Genomic DNA, 21,871 nt, shown 5'->3' on the forward strand with positions numbered 1-21,871 from the left:
GCCCTCACCCGATCCTTTGCCGGCTGCCGAGAATGCCCTGAGGCCGGACGACCAGGATGACGATCAAGATGAGCAGTCCTCCGATGTACTTGAGGTCGGGGTTGATCACCAGCGTCGACAGCTGGACGAGCAGGCCGACGATCACGCAGCCGAGCAGCGCGCCGTAGGCGGTGCCGAGCCCGCCGAGCGTGATGCCGGCGAACATCAGCAGCAGGAGTTTGAAACCCATCTCCCACTGCACGCGGCCGCCGAGTTCGGAGATGCCGAACAGGACGCCGCCGAGCGCGGCCAGGCCGCCGCCGAGCCCCCACACGAAGCGGATCACCCGTTCCACGTCGATGCCGGAGGACGCCGCCAGGTCGCGGTTGTCGGACACCGCGCGCATGGCCTTGCCGATGCGCGTCTTCTGCAGCAGCAGGGCCACTCCGACGAGGACGACGAGGCTGATGCCGATGCACACGAGGTTGGCGTCGGTGATCGCGATCGGCCCCCAGTGCCGCTCCACCTGGGCCTGGTAGTCGACGAACGGCTCCGCGCGATCGGAGAAGAAGATCAGGATCAGGTAGCGCAGGGAGATCGCGAGCCCGATCGACACCACCAGCTGGGCTATCAGACCGGTCTTGCGTTTTCGAAGCGGTTTCCAGATCGCGGCATTGTTCAGCAGGCCGATCAGGATCCCCACGAACACCGCGAGGACGGTGGCCGGGATCAGCTGCACACCGAGCGTCACGTTGATCACCCACGCCGCGACCGCGCCGAGGGTGACGAGTTCGCCGTGCGCGAAGTTCGTCAGGCCGGTGGTGCCGTAGATCAGGCTGAGCCCGACGCCGGCGATGGCGATGACGAGACCGAACCGCAGCCCGTCGATGGTCTGCCGAATCAGCTTCTCGTAGAACGGGACCCCGGAACCGGTCCGGGCCTCACCGAACGAGAAGATCACCGTGTTGGCGCGGCCGGCCACCACTTCACGCTCCACCGTGCCCTGCACGCTGACGTCGTCGGGCAGGGAGTCCGCGACGATCTCGAACGTGTACGTGCCGGGCGCGACCTGGAGTTCCCAGTGGCCGTTCGACTCCGACGTCGCCTTGGCCACCTCGGTGCCCGAGGCGTCGAGGGCGCGCACCTCGACGTCCGCGAGCCGTTCTCCGGCGTTGTTGAGGTTGCCGCTGACCCGCACCGCGTCGGCCGGTGGCGCCGGTTGCGCACTGGTCGCGGTCGGCGGGGGTGGTGGCGTGGGTTCCTGCGCCGCCGCGGGACCGCCGAAGGCGATCGCCGCGACGAGGCCGAGCAGGACGAGGACGAACGCACGGCCGAGTCGCCGGGTGACCGGACCTCGTCTCGTGTGTTTCCTCGCGGATGTCGGTCGCGTCCTCACTGCTGGGAGTCGCTTCCTCACGGTTGGGGCCACGCAGGTCCTCCGGGGACGTGTAGTCGGTCAGGAACGTGCGGCGACGGGCAGGGCTACCGCCCGTGCCGCAATTTCCGGACTCTAACGGCTCCGGTCGCGCGAAATGGGGTTCTCGGATTTCCGGCACGTTTCGGTTGGGTATCGAACCATCCGGCTGATCGGTGTCGGATCCGCTCCCTAGACTGGGCAACCGTGAGCCCTGCAACCACCCCCCGGTCCACCACGTCCCCCGCGTCCGGCGCAGCCGCGCCGTCCGACGATCGCCCCACCCTGATGCTGCTCGACGGCCATTCGCTGGCCTTCCGCGCGTTCTACGCCCTGCCCGCCGAGAACTTCAAGACGCACAGCGGTCAGGTCACCAACGCGGTCTACGGGTTCACGTCGATGTTGATCAACCTGTTGCGCGACGAACAGCCCACCCATGTGGCGGCGGCGTTCGACGTGTCCCGGCAGACGTTCCGGGCCGAGAAGTTCCCCGAGTACAAGGCCAATCGCAGCAAGGCTCCGGACGAGTTCAAGGGGCAGGTCGAGATCACCAAGGACGTCCTCGGTGCCCTGGGCATCCCGGTGATGGCCGAGGAGGGCTTCGAGGCCGACGACATCATCGCCACGCTCACCACCCAGGCGGAGGTGCTCGGGTACCGCGTTCTCGTGGTGACCGGTGACCGGGACTCGCTCCAGCTGGTCACCGACGGGGTGACGGTGCTCTACCCGAAGAAGGGCGTCTCGGACCTCACCCGGTTCACGCCCGCGGCGGTCGAGGAGAAGTACGGGCTCACACCTGCGCAGTACCCCGACTTCGCGGCCCTGCGCGGCGACCCGAGCGACAACCTGCCGGGCATCCCCGGGGTGGGGGAGAAGACCGCCACCAAGTGGATCAAGGAATACGGCGACCTCGTCGGCCTGGTCGACAACGTCGACAAGGTTCGCGGGAAGGTCGGTGACGCGTTGCGGGAGAACCTGCCGAACGTCCTGCTCAACCGGGAGCTCACCGAGATGGTGCGGGACGTCCCGTTGCCGTACACCCCGGACCAGCTGATGCTCGCGCAGTGGGATCGGGAGAAGATCCACGCGCTGTTCGACGACCTCGAGTTCAAGGTGCTGCGCGACCGGCTGTTCGCCACGCTCGCCCCGGTCGAAGCCGAGGCGGAGGAAGGCTTCGAGGTGCGCGGCAGCGCGCTCGACCCCGGCGCAGTCGGGGACTGGCTGTCGGCGCACGCGTCGGCGGGCGAGCGGTCCGGTGTGTCGGTGGTCGGCACCCGCACCCCGTACGGCGGTGACGTGACGGCGATCGCGATCGCGTCCGCCGACGGCGAGGGCGCGTACATCGCCACCGCGTCCGCCACCCCGGAGGACGAGAAGGCGCTCGGCGACTGGCTCGCGGACGCGACCCAGCCGAAGGCCCTGCACGAGGCCAAGTGGGCGATGCACGCGCTGCGCGGACGCGGCTGGGTGCTCGGCGGTCTCACCAGCGACACCGCGCTGGCGGCGTACCTGGTGCGCCCGGGCCAGCGGACGTTCAACCTCGACGACCTGTCGCTGCGCTACCTGCGCAGGGAACTGCGAGTGGAGGAGACCGGGCAGGAGCAGCTGTCGCTGCTCGACGACGCGGATCAGGTCGACGCCGAAGCCGCCGAGGCCGAGATCCTCAGTGCCCGCGCCGTCCTCGACCTCGCGGCGGCGCTCGACACGGAACTCGAGAACATCGAGTCGACGGCCCTGCTGTCCGAGATGGAGCTGCCTCTGCTGGCGGTGCTGGCCGACATCGAGGCGTCCGGTATCGCCGTCGACGGCGACCATCTGCACGACCTGCAGAGCCGGTTCGCGGCCGAGGTGTCCGAGGCGGCGGAGGCGGCCTACGGGGTCATCGGCAAGCAGATCAACCTCGGGTCACCCAAGCAGCTGCAGGTCGTGCTGTTCGACGAGCTGGAGATGCCCAAGACGAAGAAGACAAAGACCGGCTACACGACGGACGCCGAGGCGCTGCAGAACCTGTTCGAGAAGACGTCGCACCCGTTCCTCGAGCACCTTCTCGCGCACCGCGATGCGACACGGCTGAAGGTGACCGTCGACGGTCTGCTGAAGACGGTCGCCGAGGACGGGCGGATCCACACGACGTTCAACCAGACGGTCGCCGCCACCGGCCGGCTGTCGTCCACCGAGCCCAACCTGCAGAACATCCCGGTGCGCACGGACGCGGGCCGACAGATCCGCGACGGGTTCGTCGTCGGGGAGGGCTTCGACTCGCTGCTGACCGCCGACTACAGCCAGATCGAGATGCGGATCATGGCGCACGTGTCCGGCGACGAGGGGCTGATCGAGGCGTTCAACACCGGCGAGGACCTGCACAGTTTCGTCGGCGCGCGCGCGTTCGGCGTGCCGATCGAGGAGGTCACCCCCGAACTGCGCCGCCGCGTGAAGGCGATGTCGTACGGGCTGGCGTACGGGCTCAGCGCGTTCGGTCTGGCGGCGCAGCTCAAGATCTCGACCGAAGAGGCCAAATCGCAGATGGAGGCGTACTTCGCCCGGTTCGGTGGGGTGCGTGACTACCTGCACGAGGTCGTCGAACAGGCCCGCAAGGACGGCTACACGTCGACGCTGTACGGGCGCCGCCGCTACCTGCCCGACCTCACCAGCGACAACCGGCAGCGGCGGGAGGTCGCCGAGCGGGCCGCGCTCAACGCCCCCATCCAGGGCACGGCCGCCGACATCATCAAGGTCGCGATGATCGACGTGCAGCGCTCACTGCGTGAGGCGGGCCTGAAGTCGCGCATGCTGCTGCAGGTGCACGACGAACTGGTGCTCGAGGTCGTCGAAACGGAACGGGACCGGGTGGAACAGCTGGTCCGCGACAAGATGGCCTCGGCCATCGAACTGTCGGTGCCGCTCGACGTGTCCGTCGGCACCGGTCGCAGCTGGGACGCCGCCGCGCACTAGGCGGCGGCGGTCGTCCGCTCGGTTCGGCCGCGGCGGTCCTCCGCCTTATTCGGCGGGGGCCTGCTCGGCGATCTGCTTGCGCACCTCGTCCATGTCGAGGGCCTTGACCTGCGTGAGAAGATCCTCGAGCGCCGCGGGCGGCAGCGCACCCGGCTGACTGAACACCAGCACACCCTCGCGGAACGCCATGATGGTCGGGATCGAGCGGATGTTCGCGGCCGCGGCGATGCCCTGCTCCGCCTCGGTGTCGACCTTGGCGTGCACGACGTCGGGGTGTTGCTCCGACGAGGCCTCGAAGGTGGGGGCGAACGAGCGGCACGGTCCGCACCACGATGCCCAGAAGTCGACCAGAACGACGTCGTTGCCGGTCACGGTCTCGTCGAAGTTCTGCTGAGTCAGAGTCTTGGTGGCCACGAGGGTCCTTTCGATCGGTGGGTCTGCCTGTGCAACGCCGCGTCGCCGTCGATTCTTCCCTGCGGGTTTCTCAGCCGGTGCGCTCCGTGTCGCGGAACGTGCGGCGGTACGCCTGCGGGGTGGTGTGGCGCAGCCGCAGGAAATGCTGCCGCAGCACCGCGCCACCGCCGAAGCCGACGCGTTCGGCGATCACGTCGACCGAGAGGTCCGAGTTCTCGAGCAGGTGCTGCGCGGCCAGCACCCGCTGGTCGCCGAGCCAGCGGGCCGGGGTGGTCCCGGTCTCGGTCTGGAATCGTCGCGCGAACGTCCGGGGCGACATGTTGGCCTTGGCGGCCACCGCGGTCACCGTGAGGTCGAGGGCGAGGTGTTCGGTCATCCAGTCGAGTAGCGGCCCGAGGGTGTCGATCGTCGTCGACGGCAGCGGCATCGCCACGTACTGGGCCTGGCCGCCGTCGCGGTGCGGCGGGACGACCATGCGCCGGGCGATCACGTTGGCCACCTTGCTGCCTTGTTCTTTGCGCACGATGTGCAGGCACAGATCGATGCCGGCGGCGGTGCCGGCGCTGGTGAGGACCGGATCGTCGTCGACGTAGAGAACATTCGGGTCGACGGTGGCCGCCGGGTGGAGTTCGGCGAGCCGCCGGGCGTGCCGCCAGTGGGTGGTGCACTTGCGTCCGTCCAGCAGTCCGGCGGCTCCGAGCACGAACGCGCCGCTGCACAGGCTGGCGACCTTGGCGCCGCGGTCCACCGCGGCCCGGAGTTTGCCGAGGAGGGGATCCATGTGCGGGGCGGGCTCCTTCGCGCACAGGTAGGAGCCGTCCTCCTCGGCGTAGGTGCCGCCTGCGGGGACGACGATGAGGTCGGCATCGTCGAGCCGGTCGAGGTCGTACGGGACGTCGATGCCGTATCCGAAACGGGTGCGGATGGGTTCCGGCGAGCCGGCGACGAGGGAGAAGTCGTAGGTGGGCAGGCCGTCGTCGGATCGGTCGAAACCGAACACCTCGCAGGCGACGCCGAGTTCGAACGCCTCGGTGAGCGGCATGAGGGGCACGACGACCTTGTTCAGCACACATCCATAATGGCAGAAAAACGATCAACTATGTCGTTTCTGCCACTTTTGTTCGGAGGCCGGGGCAACCAGGCTGAATGCATGACAATCCTGGTCGTGGTACTCCTCGTGTTCCTGGCGCTCGACGCGCTGGCGCTCGCCGGCCGCACGCCCGACACCCACAACGAAGCCATCCAGCACGGAGACTTCCGGTTTTGAGAGGAAACCCGGCGGTCCGGTACGCGGGCACGGCGCTCGCCTGGGCCGCGGGTTCCCTCTTTGTCACCCAACGGTCTTCGCGCAAGGCCGCCGCCACACTCACCGCGCACACGCCGTGATCACGGGGGTGCCGTGACCACCCACTCGCGCTTGGCGTCCCCGTCCCACCGGCGCACCACCGACGCCCGGCCGACGATGTCGCCGCCGTCGAGCAACCGCGCGGCCTCCGGAATCTGATCCGCAGGCAGTCGCCGCGCGAGGGTCACGTGCGGCGTCCATTCGCCGGGGCGGATGTGCGGCGTCACCTCCGTGGCGTGTTCCGCGAGATCGAACACGCTGCGGTGCAGGGACAGCAGGGCCTTCGACGGCACCACCAACCGGGACAGTGTGACGTGCCTGCCGCCGAACATCACGAGCCCGCCCAGCCGGATGTGGAACGAGGGCGTCGCGATCCGGCGGCCCAGTAGTTCGTCGATCTCGGGCGGGATGTGGCGTGCCACGAACAGGGTGATGTGGGGCCGATTCGATTCGGCGCGAACCCGGGTGCGGCTGGGCATCCCCGCATCCCACAGGCGTTGCCACTCGGCGCGCACCGCGACGTCGGTCGCTTCGTCGAACAGCAGTTCCACCGACTGGACCATGGTAGGCAATGATGGCCTCATGAGCGGTGCTACGGCAAACATTTCCGGTACCCGGATCGGGGTGCTCCCCGGCGACGGCATCGGTCACGAGATCGTTCCGGCAACCCGGCGGGTGGTCTCGTCCGCGGTCACCGCGGCGGGAGGCGGCGACGTCGACTGGGTGGAACTGCCGCTCGGCCTCGGCGCCATCGAGTCGCACGGAACGCCGATCCCCGACTCCACGCTGTCCGCGCTCGACGAACTCGATGCCTGGATCCTCGGTCCGCACGACAGCGCCGCCTACCCGGAGCCGTTCCGCGGCAGACTGACCCCCGGCGGGGTGGTGCGCAAGCGTTTCGATCTGTTCGCCAACATCCGCCCCGCGCGCTCGCTTGAGGGCGTCGCCTCGACGGTGCCGGACATGGACCTCGTGATCGTGCGGGAGAACACCGAAGGCTTGTACGCGGACCGCAACATGTTCGCCGGCAGCGGCGAGTTCATGCCGACTCCCGACGTGGCCCTGGCCGTCGGCGTCGTGACGAGGCGGGCGTGTGAGCGCATCGCGCACATCGCATTCGCACTGGCGCGTACGCGGAGTCGCCACGTCACGATCGTGCACAAGGCCAACGTGCTGACGATGACCACTGGACTGTTCCGCGACGTCTGCCGGGAGGTGGGGGAGAGCCACTACCCGGACGTGCGGATCGACGACGAGCACGTCGACGCCATGACCGCGCACCTCGTCCGCAGGGGGCGCGACTTCGACGTCGTGGTGACGGAGAACATGTTCGGCGACATCCTGTCGGACCTGACGGGCGAGCTGTCGGGCTCGCTCGGCACGGCGCCGTCGATCAACAGTTCCGAGACCAAGGTGATGGCGCAGGCGGCGCACGGAGCCGCCCCCGACATCGCGGGCCGCAACCGGGCCAATCCGACAGCCCTGATGCTGTCGGCCGCGATGATGCTCGAGTGGCTCGGGGACCGCCGCGCCGACCGGCATCTGGGCGGTGCGGCCCACCGTATCCGGGAGGCGGTCCGTGCGACGATCGCCTCCGGAGTCGCCACGGCTGACCTGGGTGGACTCGCGTCGACCAGCGAGTTCACCGAGACCGTCCTCGCCCGGACACTGCGTCGCTGAAACCGCCGCCACGGGCCGGGTCAGGCCGTTAATGTTCGGTAACGACGTCCGCAGTTGCGGGTGTCGTGACCTACCGTTCGACTATTCGGAGTTCGAGAGTTCTCCGTCGCCGTAGCTCGCTCGGTGCACCACGATTCTTGGAGGACATGCCAGTGTCTGGTCGATCCGTCTTCGCGCGAGGCCGAGTGGCCCGCACCATCTGTGCGCTGGCGGGTGGCAGTGCCCTGCTGCTCGCCGGCTGCGCCAGCAACACCGAGGGCGGCGGCTCGCCGTCCGGAGAAGACACCGTCGCCGTGGAAGTCGACAAGGTGGATGCCATCGCGGCGACCCTGCCGGAGAAGATCGCCTCGTCCGGCAAGATCATCGTCGGCGTCAACATTCCCTACTCGCCCAACGAGTTCAAGGATCCGAGCGGGAAGATCGTCGGCTTCGACGTCGACCTCGTGGACGCCGTGAGCAAAGTCCTCGGCGTGACACCGGAGTACACCGAGGCGGACTTCGACAAGATCATCCCGTCGATCCAGGCCGGCAGCTACGACATGGGAATGTCGTCGTTCACGGACACCAAGGAACGCGAGCAGTCGGTCGACTTCACCACCTACTTCAGCGCCGGAGTGCAGTGGGCGCAGCCCGCCGGGAAGTCCGTCGACCCCAACAACGCGTGCGGCCTTCGGGTGGGCGTGCAGACCACCACCATCGAGGATCTCGAGGAGGTGCCCGCCAAGAGCGCCGCGTGCGTCGCCGCCGGTAAGCCGCCGATCGAGATCGTGAAGTTCGACAGCCAGGACGACGCGGCCAACGCCGTCGCTCTCGGCAAGGTCGACGCGATGTCCGCCGACTCGCCCGTCACCGCGTACGCGATCAAGCAGAGCGATGGCAAGATCGAGGCTGCGGGCGAGGTCTTCGACGCCGCGCCGTACGGCTGGCCCGTCGCGAAGGGCTCGCCCCTCGCGCAGACCCTGCAGCAGGCGCTGCAGCACCTCATCGACGACGGCACCTACCGGACGATCGCGGAGAACTGGGGTGTCGAGGCGGGCGTCATCACCACGTCTCAGATCAACGGCGCCACGAGCTGAGCGGTTGACGAGTGTCTGACGTGGAGAAGGCTCCGGACCGGTCCGGCACCGAGACGGGCCAGGAACCGGAACCGATCAAGGCGATCCCGCTGCGGCGGCCCGGCCGGTGGATCGCCGCGATCGTCGTCGGTCTGCTGCTGGTGCTGTTCGTCAACGGTGCGCGTACCAACGAGGCGTACCGCTGGGACATCTACGCCCGCTACCTGTTCGATGCGCGGATCTCGGCGGCGGCGTGGAACACCATCCAGCTGACGATCCTGTCGATGGCCATCGCCATCATCCTGGGTGTCGTCCTCGCCGTCATGCGGCTGTCGCCGAACCCGGTTCTGAAGGCGGCGTCGTGGGGGTACCTGTGGATCTTCCGCGGCACCCCGGTCTACGTGCAGTTGGTGTTCTGGGGGCTGTTCCCGTCCATCTACAAGCAGTTGGATCTGGGGATCCCGTTCGTTCACCAGTTCGTGCACATCGACCTGCAGGGAATCAACGCGGCGTTCCTGTTCGCGGTGATCGGGCTGGGACTGAACGAGGCCGCGTACATGGCCGAGATCGTCCGCGCCGGCGTGAACTCGGTCGCCGAGGGGCAGACCGAGGCGTCGGTGGCACTCGGCATGACGTGGTCGCAGACCATGCGCCGCACGGTGCTGCCGCAGGCCATGCGGGTGATCATTCCGCCCACCGGCAACGAGTTGATCAGCATGCTGAAGACGACCTCGCTGGTCACGGCGGTGCCGTACAGCCTGGAGTTGTACGGACGTGCCAGGGACATCTCGGGCGCGAACTTCCAGCCCATCCCGCTGCTGATGGTGGCCGCCACCTGGTACCTCGCCATCACGAGCCTGCTCATGATCGGCCAGTTCTACCTGGAGCGGTACTACTCGAAGGGTGCGTCCCGCAAACTCACCCCGCGGCAACTGCAGGCGCTCGCCGACGCGCAGGGCAAGCCGCTGGTGATCGAACCCGGTCCCGAGACCCTGCCCGACACACCCGGAGGGGAGCGAAAATGACGCCGATGGTCAAGGCGGACCGGGTCTGCAAGAACTTCGGGGCGCTGAAGGTGCTCAAGGGTGTGTCGCTGGAGATCGACCCCGGCCAGGTGCTGTGCCTGGTCGGGCCGTCCGGCTCGGGGAAGTCGACGTTCCTGCGGTGCATCAATCACCTCGAGCAGGTCAACGCCGGCAGGCTGTACGTCGACGGCGAGATCGTCGGGTACTCGGAGCGGGGCGGCAAGCTCTACGAACTCCACCCGAGGGCGGCAGCGAAGCAGCGCCGGGACATCGGGATGGTCTTCCAGCACTTCAATCTATTCCCGCACCGGACTGCGCTGGAGAACATCATCGAGGCGCCCATCCAGGTGAAGAAGCTGAGCAGGAAGAAGGCGCTCGAACGGGCACGGGATCTCCTCGACCAGGTGGGCCTGAGTGAGAAGGCGGACGCGTACCCCGCGCAGTTGTCGGGCGGTCAGCAGCAGCGGGTCGCCATCGCCCGGGCGCTGGCGATGGACCCCAAGCTGATGCTCTTCGACGAGCCGACGTCCGCCCTCGATCCGGAGTTGGTCGGGGAGGTGCTCACCGTGATGAAGGATCTCGCGGCGGGCGGCATGACCATGGTCGTCGTCACCCACGAGATGGGTTTCGCCCGCGAGGTGGCAGACCAGCTGGTGTTCATGGATGCCGGTGTCGTCGTCGAATCGGGGAATCCCCGTGAGCTGCTCGCCAATCCGCAGCACGACCGCACGAAGTTGTTCTTGTCGAAACTGCTCTAGCCGGCCTCCGGTCCCGTGAGTACTTGTTAACCGCCGGCGGTTAACAAGTACTCACGGCTTGCGGCAACTGAAGATGGCGGTGCCGGGGAAGATCTGTCCCCGCAGCGGGCTCCACTGCCCCCATTCCCGGTCGAGCCACTCGGGCCACTCCGGCTCGATGATGTCGCGCACCTCCAGCCCCGCCGCGACGATCTCGCGGACCCGGTCGCCGATGGTCCGGTGGTGCTCGACGTACGTGGGGACGCCGTCGCCGTCGACCTCCACGTACGGCGTGCGGTCGAAGTAGGGGAGCGAGGCGGTGAGCCCGCGCGGACCCGGATCGTCCGGAAAGATCCAGCGGATCGGGTGGTTGACGGCGAACACCCACAACCCGCCGGGTCGAAGGACGCGGGCCACCTCACGCATCACCTGCTGTGAGTCCGCCACGAACGGAACTGCCCCAAAAGCCGAACATGCGACGTCGAAGCTCGCGTCGGCGAAGGGGAGGTGCTCGGCTCCCGCGTGAACGAGCGGCACCGTCGGGCCGCCCGCCCGCATGGCCTCGACCCCGCGGGCCAGCATCGACATGGACAGATCGAGCCCCACGGCCCGGGCGCCCTGTCCGGCCAGCCACCGCGCGCAGGGTGCGGAACCGCAGCCCACCTCGAGGACGTCCTTGCCCGCGACGTCGCCGAGGAGGTGGTAGTCGCCTTCGTGGAGCCCCTCCGGGCACCAGACGAACTCACCCTCGGACGAGTCCACGCCGAGGAACTCGCCGTGGGTGCGGTGGTAGTCGTCCGCATCGGCGTCCCACCAGGCGCGACTCGCGCGTTCGCTGGACTCGGAGTCGACGCGGACGCGGCTCACCCCCGACGTTCCGAGGACGCTGTTGGCGGTGCCGTGGCGGTCGTCTTCGGCGGAGAGAGGAGAATCGGACGGGCGAGGCTCGGGCATGGGCACCAGAGTAGAGCGTGGGAACGTGCCCGGGTTTGCCCAGCTTGCCCACGGGCGCGTAGCCTATTGCACGCGAGTGTCTATGTGTGCGGCATCGGATTCGGTTCAGTTCGAGTTTGTTCGGTTCCAGTCGGGTGTCGTTCCTTGCGCTTGCGGTGATCTGATTCGGCGGGAATGTTTCGTCGGGTCAGGTTGCTTGTCCGACAGAACACCATCAACCGACCACAACCCGTCCGGAGCAACTCAACACATGCCCTCCACCACCGTGACCTCGCCGCAGGTAGCCGTCAACGACATCGGCTCCGCCGAGGACTTCCTCGCCGCCATCGACGCAACGATCAAGTACTTCAACGATGGCGACATCGTCGAAGGCACCATCGTCAAGGTCGATCGTGACGAGGTCCTGCTCGACATCGGTTACAAGACCGAAGGCGTCATCCCTTCCCGTGAGCTCTCCATCAAGCACGACGTCGACCCCAACGAGGTCGTCTCCGTGGGCGATGAGGTCGAAGCTCTCGTCCTCACCAAGGAGGACAAGGAAGGCCGACTGATCCTGTCGAAGAAGCGCGCTCAGTACGAGCGTGCCTGGGGCACCATCGAGGAGCTCAAGGAGAAGGACGAGGCCGTCAAGGGCACCGTCATCGAGGTCGTCAAGGGCGGCCTGATCCTCGACATCGGCCTGCGTGGCTTCCTTCCCGCTTCGCTCGTCGAGATGCGCCGTGTCCGCGATCTGCAGCCGTACGTCGGCAAGGAGATCGAGGCCAAGATCATCGAGCTCGACAAGAACCGCAACAACGTCGTCCTCTCGCGCCGCGCATGGCTCGAGCAGACGCAGTCCGAGGTTCGCAGCGAGTTCCTGCACCAGCTGCAGAAGGGTCAGGTCCGCAAGGGCGTCGTGTCCTCCATCGTCAACTTCGGTGCCTTCGTGGACCTGGGCGGCGTCGACGGCCTGGTGCACGTGTCCGAGCTGTCCTGGAAGCACATCGACCACCCGTCCGAGGTTGTCGAGGTCGGCACCGAGGTCACCGTCGAGGTTCTCGACGTCGACCTGGACCGCGAGCGCGTCTCCCTGTCGCTCAAGGCCACCCAGGAAGACCCGTGGCGTCAGTTCGCCCGCACGCACGCCATCGGCCAGATCGTGCCCGGCAAGGTCACGAAGCTGGTTCCGTTCGGTGCCTTCGTGCGCGTCGAAGAGGGAATCGAAGGCCTCGTCCACATCTCCGAGCTGGCCGAGCGCCACGTGGAGGTTCCGGATCAGGTTGTCGGCGTCAACGACGATGCACTCGTCAAGGTCATCGACATCGACCTGGAGCGTCGTCGCATCTCGCTGTCGCTGAAGCAGGCCAACGAGGACTACAACGCCGAGTTCGATCCGTCCAAGTACGGCATGGCGGACAGCTACGACGAGCAGGGCAACTACATCTTCCCCGAGGGCTTCGATCCCGAGACCAACGAATGGCTCGAGGGCTTCGACAAGCAGCGTGAAGAGTGGGAGAACCGCTACGCCGAGGCTGAGCGTCGTCACAAGATGCACACCGCTCAGATGGAGAAGACCGCTGCAGACGAGGCCGCCGAGGCTGCCACCGCTGCTGCCGGCTACTCGTCCGAGTCGGGTGCCGGCGACGCCGACGCCGCTTCGTCCTCCAGCTCCTCGTCGTCCGAGTCTGCCGGTGGATCGCTGGCCAGCGACGCACAGCTCGCCGCTCTGCGCGAGAAGCTGTCGGGCAACGCCTAGTACGTCCGCCTGACTCGTCAGGCACAGCCGAACACCCCGTCCCTGCGCTGCAGGGGCGGGGTTTCGCCGTTGCGGGACCCCTCACTGTGACTGCGTTGAATATGACTGTGGCCCAACCTCTTCGGAGGTCGGGCCACAGTGCGTGGGTGGTGCTCGGGCGCTCAGTTCGCGGTTGCGGGAATCCAGTAACCGGACGAGGACTGTACCTCGGCGCGCTTGCGCATCGTCGCGAAGCTGTGTCTGCCGTGGCTGATGAGTGTCGTGAGCCAGGTCCGGCGATGCTCGGCGAGCGCGGAGGCCACCTCGGGGATCTCGATGCAATGCACCCCGCCTGCAATGCCGAGGCGGTGCCGACCGAACTGGTTGCGGTGATCGCGCATGGCGTTCCTCTTCTTGGAGAAGGTGCAGGTCGGTGCGTTCGCTCGAACATAACCGAACGTGTCGGACTTCTGTGGTATTTGGGGCAGGTGAGTCTGCTGAGCGGGAAGAGGATGGAGATCGGCGAGGGACGTGTGTCGTCGTTGCGGGCGGGTGCCACACTGGGGGGCGTGTTGAGAATCGGCCTCACTGGAGGCATAGGAGCCGGTAAGTCCACCGTGTCGAAGGTCCTCGCCGAACTCGGGGCAGTGATCGTCGACGCCGATGTGATCGCGCGGGAGGTCGTCGAACCCGGAACTCCCGGCCTCGCTGCCCTCGTCGACCGGTTCGGCGAGGAAATCCTGACGGCGGACGGCGCGCTCGACCGGCCGGCCCTGGCGGCGCGCGCCTTCGCCGACGAAGAATCGCGGCTGGCGCTGAATTCCATCGTCCACCCGCTGGTCGGGGCGCGCACCACCGAGACGATCGAGTCGGCGCCGGAGGACGCCGTGCTCGTCCAGGACATTCCGCTGCTGGTCGAGGGCGGGATGGGTGCCGCGTTCCACCTGGTCGTCGTCGTGTTCGTCGACGCCGAGGACCGGGTGCAGCGACTCGTCGGATCGCGGGGGATGTCCGAGACCGACGCGCGGGCGCGGATCGCAGCCCAGGCGGACGACGATCAACGGCGGGCGGCGGCCGACGTCCGGCTCGACAACAGCGGCGCCCCGGGTGCGCTCGAACCGGAGGTCCGGGCACTGTGGGCCGAGCGTCTCGTGCCCTTCGAGTCCAACATCCGCACGCGGACCGTCGTCCGCGTCCTGCCCGAACTCGCGTCGCCGAATCCGCAGTGGCCTGCCCAGGCCGACCGGTTGATCGCCCGGTTGCGGCTGGTGTGCGGCGACCGCGCCGTCCGGATCGACCACATCGGGTCGACGGCCGTGGAGGGGTTGCCTGCCAAGGACGTCCTCGACGTCCAGGTGACGGTCGCGAACCTCGAGGTCGCGGACGAACTCGCGGAATCACTCGCAGGCGCCGGGTTCCCCCGCATCGAGCACATCACCGCCGACGACCCGAAGCCCTCGTATCAGGGCGGCGAGACCGATCCGGCTCTGTGGGGCAAGCGAATCCACGGCGGCGCCGACCCGGGGCGGCCCGTGAACATCCATCTCCGGGTCGACGGGTGGCCCGGGCAGCAGTTCGCGCTCGTGTTCCGGGACTGGCTCCGCGCGGACACCGACGCCCGCGCCGAGTATCTCGCGGTCAAGGAGGCCGCGGCGGAGAAGGCGGCCGGTCACACCGACTATCAGGACGCGATCACCGCCTACGTCGACGCGAAGAGCCCGTGGTTCGACCGCGCGTATCACCGGGCATGGGAGTGGGCCGAGCGAACCGGCTGGAGCGCGTAGGTCACCGCCAGTCGATCGGCATGCCGATCGAGGCCAGCCAGCCGCCGAGGTCGTGGCCGTGTGCGGCGATTCCGTCGATCGCCGTGGTGGCGGCGAGGATCGCCTGCTCGGCCGTTGCGGCGTCGAGCAGGCCGGCGCGGTGCGCCTCCATCAGTTCGTCGACGTCGAGGAGTTCGGTGTCGCGGCCGGTGCGGATGACCAGATCCAGGTAGTGGTCCTCCGACTTCCACACGTTCTCGCCGCGGGTGAACGTGCCGATGTCGACGTAGTGGTCCTGATCGCGCTGGTGGTAGGGGTGGTAATGGAAGATCGACGCGCGCAGCCCCAGGTCGGGGAGCAGCCACGACTCCAGGTAGTGGAACTGCCGGTGGTCGGCGGTGCGTGCCATGTACAGCCCCCACGGCTCGACGCGGTAGTGGTCGACGTGACGGACGAAACCCTTGGGGTCGGTGTTGGTGTGATCGCGGAGGTCGAAGTACTCGACCTTCGGTGGGTGGATGTCGTGAGTCGCGCCTGCCATGGCAGGGAACCTACCGCGATTTTTCAGCCGACGGAGATCGCCCGGGAAGTTTGTCGGTCCCCCGGCCTACCCTGGTTGCATGGCGTTTGCATCCGAGCACCCCGTGGTGGCACATTCCGAGTTCCGTCCCATCGGGGAGATCGAGCGATCGGAGGCGCGTTTCGAGGTCGTCAGCGACCACAAACCGGCCGGCGACCAGCCGACGGCGATCGCGGATTTGGAACGGCGGATCAACGCGGGTGAGAAGGACGTGGTCCTGCTCGGCGCCACCGGTACCGGTAAGTCGGCGACCACGGCGTGGCTGATCGAGAAGGTGCAGCGACCCACGTTGGTGATGGCGCCCAACAAGACACTCGCCGCGCAGTTGGCCAATGAGTTGCGCGACATGCTGCCCAACAACTCCGTCGAGTACTTCGTCTCGTACTACGACTACTACCAGCCCGAGGCGTACATCGCGCAGACCGACACCTACATCGAGAAGGATTCGTCGATCAACGACGACGTCGAGCGTCTGCGGCACTCCGCGACGTCGAGCCTGCTCTCGCGGCGCGACGTGGTCGTGGTGGCGTCCGTGTCGTGCATCTACGGCCTCGGCACCCCGCAGTCGTACCTCGACCGCTCGGTGCAGCTGGAGGTCGGTGTGGAGGTTCCGCGCGACGCCCTTCTGAGGCTGCTGGTCGACGTGCAGTACACCCGCAACGACCTGTCGTTCACCCGCGGGTCCTTCCGGGTGCGCGGTGACACCGTCGAGATCATTCCCTCGTACGAGGAACTGGCGGTGCGGATCGAGTTCTTCGGCGACGAGATCGAGGCGCTGTACTATCTGCACCCCCTCACCGGGGACGTCGTGCGGAAGGTCGACTCGGTGCGCATCTTCCCGGCCACGCACTACGTCGCGGGTCCCGAGCGGATGGAACGCGCCGTCAAGGACATCGAAGCCGAACTCGAGGAGCGGCTCGCCGACCTCGAGAACAAGGGCAAGCTGCTCGAGGCGCAGCGGCTCCGGATGCGCACCCAGTACGACCTCGAGATGATCAAGCAGGTCGGGTTCTGCTCCGGCATCGAGAACTATTCGCGGCACATCGACGGTCGTGGACCGGGCACGGCGCCCGCGACGCTGATCGACTACTTCCCGGAGGACTTCCTCCTCGTCATCGACGAGTCACATGTCACGGTCCCGCAGATCGGTGCGATGTACGAAGGCGACATGTCGCGTAAGCGGAATCTCGTCGAGTTCGGTTTCCGGTTGCCGTCGGCCACCGACAACCGCCCGCTGACCTGGGAGGAGTTCACCCAGCGCATCGGGCAGACGGTGTATCTGTCGGCGACGCCGGGCAAGTACGAGCTGGGGCAGGCGGGCGGCGAGTTCGTCGAGCAGGTCATCCGCCCGACCGGTCTCGTCGACCCCGAGGTGGTCGTCAAACCGACCAAGGGGCAGATCGACGACCTGGTGCACGAGATCCGTGAACGCGCGGACCGCGACGAGCGTGTCCTCGTCACCACGTTGACGAAGAAGATGGCGGAAGACCTCACCGATTACCTCCTCGAACTCGGAATCCGGGTGCGGTATCTGCACTCGGACATCGACACGTTGCGCCGCGTCGAGCTGCTCCGGCAGCTGCGTCTGGGAGAGTACGACGTTCTGGTGGGAATCAACCTGCTGCGTGAGGGTCTCGACCTGCCCGAGGTCTCGTTGGTGGCTATCCTCGATGCCGACAAGGAGGGTTTCCTCCGGAGTTCGACCAGCCTCATCCAGACGATCGGCCGCGCGGCTCGTAACGTCTCCGGTCAGGTGCACATGTATGCCGACAAGATCACCGACTCGATGCAGCACGCCATCGAGGAGACCGAGCGGCGCCGTGAGAAGCAAATTGCCTACAACGAGAAGATGGGCGTCGATCCGCAGCCGCTGCGGAAGAAGATCGCCGACATCCTCGACCAGGTCTACGAGGAAGCCGAGGACACGGCCACCGGTGTCGACGTCGGCGGATCCGGACGCAACGCCACCCGCGGGCGTCGTGCGCAGGGCGAGGCCGGACGCTCGGTCAGCGCCGGCGTGTACGAGGGCCGCGACACGAAGTCGATGCCCAGGGCGGAGTTGGCCGACCTGGTCAAGGAATTGACCGATCAGATGATGAACGCCGCCCGTGATCTGCAGTTCGAACTCGCCGGGCGGCTGCGCGACGAGATCGCCGATCTGAACAAGGAGTTGCGCGGCATGGATGCCGCGGGCCTGAAATAGCGAGGGCGCCGAGGCGGTACGGTCGCACAGCAGTACGGTCGCACATATGGATGCACACAACGCAGGTCGCACGGCCCGGTCCCTGGAATTGCTTCATTCGCTCAGCTATTTCGTTCCCGAGGTCGAGGAACGGCTGGTCGAGGCGGGGTTGGAACCGGGGCGGATGACCTACTTCGCCGGACGTTCCGCGCCGATGGGCGCGGTCGGTGCCAGCGTTGTCACGGCGACGTTCTTCAACTTCAGCCCCACCGCGGTCGCGTCGATCATTCCGCGTGCCTGGGGTCTGGCCACGCCCGCGGCGATCGTCGAGGCCCGGTACCGGGCGGTCGGCGAGGCGTATGTGCGACTGCTCGGTGAATCGGTGACGACGTCACCGGAGATGGCCGAGGCGGCCGAACTGGCGTCGATTGCGGCGCGGGGCATCCCGGGTGTCGAGGGCAGGCCCCTCTGCGCGGGCTACACAGAGGTGGAGTGGCCGGACGCGCCGCACGTCGCGTTCTGGCACGCCCTCACCGTGCTGCGCGAGTACCGCGGCGACGGTCACATCGCCGCCCTGCAGACGGCGGGCCTGAGCGGACTCGAATCGCTGATCACCCACACCGCGACCGGGTACGGGTTCCAGAAGAAGTTCGCGATCACCCGTCGCGCCTGGACCCAGGATCAGTGGGATTCCGCGTGTGACAGTCTGCGTGACCGGGAAATCCTGGACGCCCGGGGCGAACTCACCGCCGAGGGCAAGGAGCTGCGGGAACTGGTCGAGGATCTCACCGACGATCTCGCGCTGGCCCCGTGGGCGGCACTGGGGGAGGACGGGGCGGCCCGGCTCGTCGAACTCGCGACGCCGTGGCGTGACGCGATCGTCGCGGCGGGCGTGTTCCCGGCCGGCGTGTTCGGTCCCAAGGTCGACGTGTCCCGCTGACACCGATCACAGCCCGAGCGCACCGAAAATGTGATCCGTCATGCACCGGGGATATCCCCTGTGGCATGTGTTGCAAATGCACCTATGAGGGCACCGAGGCGGCTAGGGTCAGCGCAGTGGCTGCTGGGTCCAGGCATGACGTATGTCCGGACCCCGGCCGATCGACCACCGCAGACATGGAGGAATGAATGAGCGCCTACCGGACCGTTGTCGTCGGAACCGATGGCTCCGAGTCGTCGTTTCTGGCCGTCGAGAAGGCTGCCGCCATCGCGGGGGACGCCGGCGCCAAGCTGATCATCGCCTGCGCGTACTACCCGGCCGATCCCAAGGACGTCGGGCAGGCCGCCGACGCGCTCGGTGACGAGGCGTACCAGATCACCGGTTCGGCGCCGACGTACGAGATCCTGCGCACCGCGAAGGAACGCGCCCACGCCGCCGGCGCCAAGGAGGTCGTCGAACGCGCCGTCGTCGGCGCGCCCGTCGAGTCGCTGCTGAATCTGGTCGACGAGGTCGAGGCCGGTCTCCTGGTGATCGGCAATCGTGGACTCAACACCCTCACCGGGCGGCTCCTCGGGTCGGTTCCGTCCGATGCCGCACGCAAGTCGACGTCCGACGTCCTCATCGTCCACACGGTGCGCTGACACCGGACCGATCAGCAGTAGTTCGCCTCGGCGGCATCGAGATACACCCGCGTCACCTGCTCGGTGGTGAGGCCGGAATCCGACGGCGCCGAGGCGAACTGTTCCAACGGGCGAGACCTCAGCCGACCGCGACCGCCACGGTCACGACAGGATCCCGACCTCTGCCGGGCCGAGTTCGGACAGTACTGCGGGCAGCGTCTTCGTGTGCACCACACCGAGTCGTTGGGTTGCGCGGGTCAGGGCGACGTAGAGGTCGTTCATTCCCCGTGGCGACTCGTCGAGAATGTCCTGGGGCTCGGCGATGAGCACCGAGTCGAATTCCAGCCCCTTGGCGTCACGCACCGTGAGAACGCTGACGGTGTCCGACCGCAGGTCCGCGAGCGCGGCGACGAGGGCGTGGCCGCCGATCACGACGGTGGTGCCCGGCCCGGTTTCCCGGGACACGCAGGTGCGCACGGTGTCTGCCAGTTCGGTCTGGGAAACTTCCAAAGTCCACGGCGCGAAACCGGATTCGCGCACCGACCGCGGCACGGTCTGCTCGGCGTCGATCTCGGCGAGAACCCTCCGGGCCGACGTCATGATCTCCGCCGGTGTCCGGTAGTTGACGGTCAGTTCCGTCAGCTTCCACCGCTTGGCGACATACGGTTCGAGGATCCGCTGCCACGACGACGTTCCCGCCGGGTCGCCGGTCTGCGCGGTGTCGCCGACCAGCGTCATCCAGCGATTCGGTATGCGCCGCATCAGCATCCGCCACGCCATCTCCGAGAGTTCCTGCGCCTCGTCGACGATCACGTGACCGTAGGTCCATGTGCGGTCGCCGGCGGCTCGTTCCGCGGTGGTCTGGTGCTGCCCGACGTCGTGGCGCTCGGCGAGCTGGCTGGCGTCGATCAGGTCGTAGGCCATCAGGATCTCCGGATCCAGTTCGTCCTCGAGATCCTGCGGCGCCGAACCCGTCAGGATGTCCAGGGCGCCCTGGGCATCCGCGATCTGTGCCCGCCACTGGCGACGGGCGCGCTCCCGCTCGGCGGCGTCGTCGACGCCGAGGAGTTCCGCCAGCTCGTCGAGGAGCGGGGCGTCGGCGGCGCTGAAGCCGCGAAATCCGGGACGGCGCAGTGAATCACGTTGCGCTTCGGTCAGGTTCGGGGCGGCATCGGCCAGCCGCTTCGGCGAGGCGTACAGCTCGGCGAGGACCTGCTGCGGCGACAGTTCCGGCCACAGCGCGCTGATCGCCGTCATGATGTCCGGATCCTCACGCATCTCGTCGCGCATGTCGGCGATGTCGTCCCGGCTCAGCAGGTTCCCGCCGTCGACGACGTTGGCGCCGAGGGTGTCCGCGAGTTGCTGCGCGAGCGCCTCGATGACCGAGGAGACGAAGATGGGACGGGCCAGGTTGTGTGGTCGCCTGGACGACCTCGCCCGGCCACGAGCACGGGTGACGACCTTGCGGTCGAGGGTGATCCGGTAGGTGTCGAACGTCAGCTCCACGGGCCGCGACGGCACTTCCTGCCGATCCCGGACCGCCTTCTTGAGGACGTCCAGCATGTCGAGCGAGCCCTTGATCTCGCCGGCGTCGAGGCTGTCCTCGACGGTGGCGCGGACCCCGGGGTAGAGGTCACCGATGGTCGACAGCAGCACACCGGTCTCGCCGAGCGACGGCAGCACCTGGCCGATGTAGTCGAGGAACGTGGCGTTCGGGCCGATGATGAGGACGCCGGCCTTCGCGAGTTGCTGGCGATACGTGTAGAGCAGGTACGCGGCGCGGTGCAGCGCGACCGCGGTCTTGCCGGTTCCGGGGCCGCCCTGGACCACGAGCACGCTCTTGTGCTCCGACCGGATGATGGCGTCCTGCTCGCCCTGGATCGTCTCGACGATGTCGTTCATCTGCCCGGTGCGGGCCGCGTTCAACGCCGAGAGCAGCGCGCTCTCACCCGCGACGCCGTCCGAGCCGGTGACCGTGCCCGCGGCCTCCGCGGCCGCCAGGTCCAGGTATTCGTCGTTGACGGCGGTCACCCGTCGGCTTCGCGTGCGGATGTGCCGTCGGCGGGTGACGCCGTCGGGGGCGGCGGGGGTGGCGAGATAGAACGGGCGGGCAAGGGGCGCACGCCAATCGAGGAGCATCGTCTCGTAGTCGTTCTCCTCGTCGAGGATCCCGAGCCTGCCGACGTAGCGGTGCTCGCCGTCGAGGTCGATCCGGCCGAAGCACAGTCCGTTCTCGGCGGCGTCGTACTTGGCGAGGTCTTCGGTGTAGAGCTGGTTGAAGGACTCGCGTTCGCTCCGCGCCTGCGGCGTTCCTCCGGTTTCGAGCAGTACACGGCTCAGCCGGTTCGCCGCGTACTGGCGAAGGCCGTCCAGTCGGGTGTAGAGCATCGTCACGTATTGCTGCTCGAGCTCGCGCTCGTCGCGTGACGTGTCCTCGTCGGGCAAGAGGTCTCCTTGACTGGTTCGGCTGCAACCGGATCGGCTGCAAAAGTGCCTGGACAGTCTAGTCGGCCCCGG

General features: G+C 67.6%; 18 protein-coding genes. 10 read left to right on the forward strand and 8 right to left on the reverse strand.

What is annotated here, in order from left to right:
* Positions 1–4 precede the first annotated feature (4 nt).
* Positions 5–1,375, reverse strand: coding sequence for a branched-chain amino acid ABC transporter permease (locus ACFU5V_RS32760; RefSeq protein WP_378704104.1), 1,371 nt, complete (start codon positions 1,373–1,375; stop codon positions 5–7).
* 225 nt (positions 1,376–1,600) lie between these two features.
* On the opposite strand from ACFU5V_RS32760, the gene polA reads away from it, so the two are divergent.
* Positions 1,601–4,345 (forward strand): DNA polymerase I, encoded by a 2,745-nt coding sequence (gene polA, locus ACFU5V_RS32765; protein WP_378704106.1) that lies wholly within the window; start codon positions 1,601–1,603, stop codon positions 4,343–4,345.
* A 45-nt stretch (positions 4,346–4,390) separates the two neighbouring features.
* Here polA and trxA read toward each other — a convergent pair whose 3' ends face one another.
* The 3 genes from trxA to ACFU5V_RS32780 all read right to left on the reverse strand — a co-directional run bounded on the left by trxA (position 4,391) and on the right by ACFU5V_RS32780 (position 6,667).
* Positions 4,391–4,759, reverse strand: coding sequence for a thioredoxin (gene trxA / locus ACFU5V_RS32770; RefSeq protein WP_005260388.1), 369 nt, complete (start codon positions 4,757–4,759; stop codon positions 4,391–4,393).
* 70 nt (positions 4,760–4,829) lie between these two features.
* Positions 4,830–5,828, reverse strand: coding sequence for a helix-turn-helix domain-containing protein (locus tag ACFU5V_RS32775; protein WP_378704108.1), 999 nt, complete (start codon positions 5,826–5,828; stop codon positions 4,830–4,832).
* Between the two features lie 317 nt (positions 5,829–6,145).
* Positions 6,146–6,667: a 2'-5' RNA ligase family protein gene (locus ACFU5V_RS32780; protein WP_095865283.1), complete on the reverse strand. Its 522-nt coding sequence runs from the start codon at positions 6,665–6,667 to the stop codon at positions 6,146–6,148.
* A 19-nt stretch (positions 6,668–6,686) separates the two neighbouring features.
* On the opposite strand from ACFU5V_RS32780, the gene ACFU5V_RS32785 reads away from it, so the two are divergent.
* From ACFU5V_RS32785 to ACFU5V_RS32800, 4 genes are all read left to right on the forward strand, one after another.
* On the forward strand, positions 6,687–7,784 hold the full coding sequence (locus ACFU5V_RS32785) for an isocitrate/isopropylmalate dehydrogenase family protein (RefSeq protein ID WP_378704109.1): 1,098 nt from the start codon (positions 6,687–6,689) through the stop codon (positions 7,782–7,784).
* Positions 7,785–7,930: 146 nt separating this feature from the next.
* Entirely contained in the window at positions 7,931–8,860 is a 930-nt protein-coding gene (locus ACFU5V_RS32790; RefSeq protein WP_378704111.1) for an ABC transporter substrate-binding protein, read from the forward strand.
* A 20-nt stretch (positions 8,861–8,880) separates the two neighbouring features.
* Entirely contained in the window at positions 8,881–9,864 is a 984-nt protein-coding gene (locus ACFU5V_RS32795) for an amino acid ABC transporter permease (protein WP_378431337.1), read from the forward strand.
* The gene (locus ACFU5V_RS32800; protein ID WP_378431303.1) at positions 9,861–10,622 is read left to right on the forward strand and encodes an amino acid ABC transporter ATP-binding protein; all 762 of its coding nucleotides are present in this window, start codon (positions 9,861–9,863) and stop codon (positions 10,620–10,622) included. The genes ACFU5V_RS32795 and ACFU5V_RS32800 overlap by 4 nt, the downstream gene beginning before the upstream one ends.
* Before the next feature lie 51 nt (positions 10,623–10,673).
* On the opposite strand, the gene ACFU5V_RS32805 is transcribed toward ACFU5V_RS32800, so the two are convergent.
* Complete coding sequence (locus ACFU5V_RS32805; protein WP_378704113.1) at positions 10,674–11,555, reverse strand: class I SAM-dependent methyltransferase; 882 nt, start codon at positions 11,553–11,555, stop codon at positions 10,674–10,676.
* A 250-nt stretch (positions 11,556–11,805) separates the two neighbouring features.
* On the opposite strand from ACFU5V_RS32805, the gene rpsA reads away from it, so the two are divergent.
* Complete coding sequence (rpsA, locus tag ACFU5V_RS32810) at positions 11,806–13,290, forward strand: 30S ribosomal protein S1 (protein WP_012687956.1); 1,485 nt, start codon at positions 11,806–11,808, stop codon at positions 13,288–13,290.
* Between the two features lie 161 nt (positions 13,291–13,451).
* Here the strand turns inward: rpsA and ACFU5V_RS32815 are convergent, their stop codons facing one another.
* Positions 13,452–13,670 (reverse strand): hypothetical protein, encoded by a 219-nt coding sequence (locus tag ACFU5V_RS32815; RefSeq protein ID WP_378704114.1) that lies wholly within the window; start codon positions 13,668–13,670, stop codon positions 13,452–13,454.
* A 168-nt stretch (positions 13,671–13,838) separates the two neighbouring features.
* On the opposite strand from ACFU5V_RS32815, the gene coaE reads away from it, so the two are divergent.
* On the forward strand, positions 13,839–15,053 hold the full coding sequence (coaE, locus tag ACFU5V_RS32820; RefSeq protein ID WP_378704115.1) for a dephospho-CoA kinase: 1,215 nt from the start codon (positions 13,839–13,841) through the stop codon (positions 15,051–15,053).
* Position 15,054: 1 nt separating this feature from the next.
* Here the strand turns inward: coaE and ACFU5V_RS32825 are convergent, their stop codons facing one another.
* Positions 15,055–15,573 (reverse strand): DUF402 domain-containing protein, encoded by a 519-nt coding sequence (locus ACFU5V_RS32825; RefSeq protein WP_378436967.1) that lies wholly within the window; start codon positions 15,571–15,573, stop codon positions 15,055–15,057.
* A gap of 79 nt (positions 15,574–15,652) precedes the next feature.
* On the opposite strand from ACFU5V_RS32825, the gene uvrB reads away from it, so the two are divergent.
* From uvrB to ACFU5V_RS32840, 3 genes are all read left to right on the forward strand, one after another.
* A complete protein-coding gene (gene uvrB / locus ACFU5V_RS32830) occupies positions 15,653–17,815 on the forward strand; it encodes an excinuclease ABC subunit UvrB (RefSeq protein WP_378704116.1) in 2,163 nt (720 codons plus the stop codon).
* Between the two features lie 46 nt (positions 17,816–17,861).
* Positions 17,862–18,734 carry a hypothetical protein gene (locus tag ACFU5V_RS32835; protein WP_378704118.1) on the forward strand — a complete coding sequence of 291 codons (873 nt, stop codon included), beginning with the start codon at positions 17,862–17,864 and terminating at the stop codon, positions 18,732–18,734.
* A gap of 188 nt (positions 18,735–18,922) precedes the next feature.
* Positions 18,923–19,375: a universal stress protein gene (locus tag ACFU5V_RS32840; protein WP_005247414.1), complete on the forward strand. Its 453-nt coding sequence runs from the start codon at positions 18,923–18,925 to the stop codon at positions 19,373–19,375.
* A gap of 141 nt (positions 19,376–19,516) precedes the next feature.
* On the opposite strand, the gene ACFU5V_RS32845 is transcribed toward ACFU5V_RS32840, so the two are convergent.
* Entirely contained in the window at positions 19,517–21,799 is a 2,283-nt protein-coding gene (locus ACFU5V_RS32845; protein ID WP_378704119.1) for a HelD family protein, read from the reverse strand.
* Between the last annotated feature and the right edge of the window lie 72 nt (positions 21,800–21,871).

The organism is Rhodococcus sp. NPDC057529 (assembly GCF_042802055.1).
Classification (GTDB): Bacteria; Actinomycetota; Actinomycetes; order Mycobacteriales; family Mycobacteriaceae; genus Rhodococcus_F.